General features: G+C 69.9%; 1 protein-coding gene and 1 pseudogene. Both read left to right on the top strand.

All coding sequences use genetic code 11. From position 1 onward, the window contains the following. Positions 1–1,413, top strand: a 1,413-nt coding sequence (locus VHK87_RS19415) for a DEAD/DEAH box helicase (protein ID WP_329636543.1), incomplete at its 5' end; no start/stop codon positions are given. Between the two features lie 107 nt (positions 1,414–1,520). Further along, positions 1,521–2,116 (top strand): annotated as a pseudogene (locus tag VHK87_RS19410) (GGDEF domain-containing protein); the annotation flags it as partial.

Here is a 2,116-nt window from a genome sequence, read left to right as displayed (position 1 = left end):
ATCGCCCAGACCGGCACCGGCAAGACGGCCGCCTTCACCCTGCCGATGATCGACCGCCTCGCGGCCGGCCGCTCCAAGGCGCGGATGCCCCGTTCCCTGGTGCTGGCGCCGACCCGCGAGCTGGCCGACCAGGTCTCCCTGGCCTTCGAGCGGTATTCGAAGAACCAGAAGCTCTCCTGGGCGCTGCTGATCGGCGGCGTCTCGTTCGGCGACCAGGAAGCCAAGCTCGACCGCGGCGTCGACGTGCTGATCGCCACGCCGGGGCGGCTGCTCGACCACTTCGAGCGCGGCAAGCTCTTGATGACCGGCGTCCAGATCATGGTGGTCGACGAGGCCGACCGGATGCTCGACATGGGCTTCATCCCGGACCTAGAGCGCATCTTCAAGCTGACCCCGGCCAAGAAGCAGACGCTGTTCTTCTCGGCCACCATGCCGCCGGAGATCACCCGGCTCACCAAGCAGTTCCTCAACGATCCGGTCAGGATCGAGGTGGCGCGCCCGGCGACCACCGCCGAGACCATCGCCCAGCACCTGGTGCCGATCCCCTCCGCCGATCCGAAGGCCAAGCGCGCCGCGCTCCGCGCCCTGGTGGAGCGGGCCGACGTGAAGAACGGGATCGTTTTCTGCAATCGCAAGAGCGAAGTCGACATCGTCGCCAAGTCGCTGAAGAAGCACGGCTTCGACGCGGCGCCGATCCACGGCGACCTGGACCAGGCGACCCGAATGCGGACTCTGGAGTCGTTCCGCAAGGGCGAGTTGAAGCTGCTCTGCGCTTCGGACGTCGCGGCCCGCGGCCTGGACATCCCCGACGTCTCTCACGTCTTCAACTACGACGTGCCGCACCACGCTGACGACTACGTCCACCGGATCGGCCGCACCGGCCGGGCCGGCAAGTCGGGCCAGGCGTTCATGATCGTCACGCCGGCCGACTCCAAGAACCTGGACAAGGTCCAGAAGCTGATCGTCAAGAACGTCGACCGGATCGAGCTCGACCTCGACTGGGACAGCTTGAAGGACGACAGCCGCGGCGGCGGACGCGAGCGCAGCAGCCGAGGCGGTCGCGGCGAACGCGGCGCCCGGCCTGAACGCGCGCCGCGCGGCGAAGGCCGCGAGCGCCCCGCCCGTGCGCCCCGGGAGCGCGAGCCCGAACGCGTGGAGTCCGAAGCGCCGCAGGCCGCCGCCGAGGCGCCCGCGCCCCGTGCGCCGCGACCGGAACGCGCCGAGCGGCCGGAGCGCGCCCAAAGGCCGCAGCGCTCCGAGCGGCCCGAACGGGCCGAGCGCCCGGCCCGTGAGGAGCCGCGCCGCGGACGCGATCGTGAGCGGCCGCGCCGCGAGGGCGACGAGGACGGCGCCGTGGTGGGCTTCGGCGAGGAGGCGCCGGCCTTTTTGCTGCGCCCGACGCGCCCCACCTAAACGGCTGTAAACCTAGCGGCTTAACCGTCCATTCGACTATCCGGGCTAGCTTGGTATCGGGCCAAGGAGCCGCGCCTGCGGCCCCCGCGCCAGGGGAACTGCTTGTGATGTCAGAGGGAGTCGACGGCAAACTTCGCGCCCAAGGCGGCTATGCCCTCGCCCGCAAGGCGGTCGACGCCATGGAGAAGAACGGCGTCTGGCCGACCGCCGTTAACTTCGAGCTCTGGATCAACTACGTCGCCGATCCCCAGGGCGAGTTGGCCAAGGAAATCGACCGCCTGCTGTCCGCCGGCGAGGCGTTTACGGAAAGCGTCACCGAGGAGCTGGCCGCGCACTTCCTGCCGAAGTCCCGGCTGAACGACCACATCCGCGACGCCGGCGATCAGCTGGGCCGCGAACTGGCCGCCGTGTCGTTGGCTATCGCCGACGCCCAGAAGACCAGCCACGTCTATGGCGAGACCCTGGCGGTCGCCAGCCGTAGCCTCGGCGGTGGCGTGCAGGACGTCGAGCGGCTGAAGCTGACCGTCGATACGCTGTCCACCGCCACCCAACGGGTGCAGAACGAGAACCGCGCGCTCGAGGCGCGCCTGGCCGAGTCCAGCGCCGAGGTCGACCGGCTGCGCGACCACCTCGAGCAGGTCCGCAAGGACGCCACCACCGACGGCCTGACCAACATCGCCAACCGCAAGGCGTTCGACACCCA

It is taken from the genome of Phenylobacterium sp. (genome assembly GCF_036263695.1).
Taxonomy (GTDB): Bacteria; Pseudomonadota; Alphaproteobacteria; order Caulobacterales; family Caulobacteraceae; genus Phenylobacterium.
This window is presented reverse-complemented; position numbering and strand designations above follow the sequence as displayed.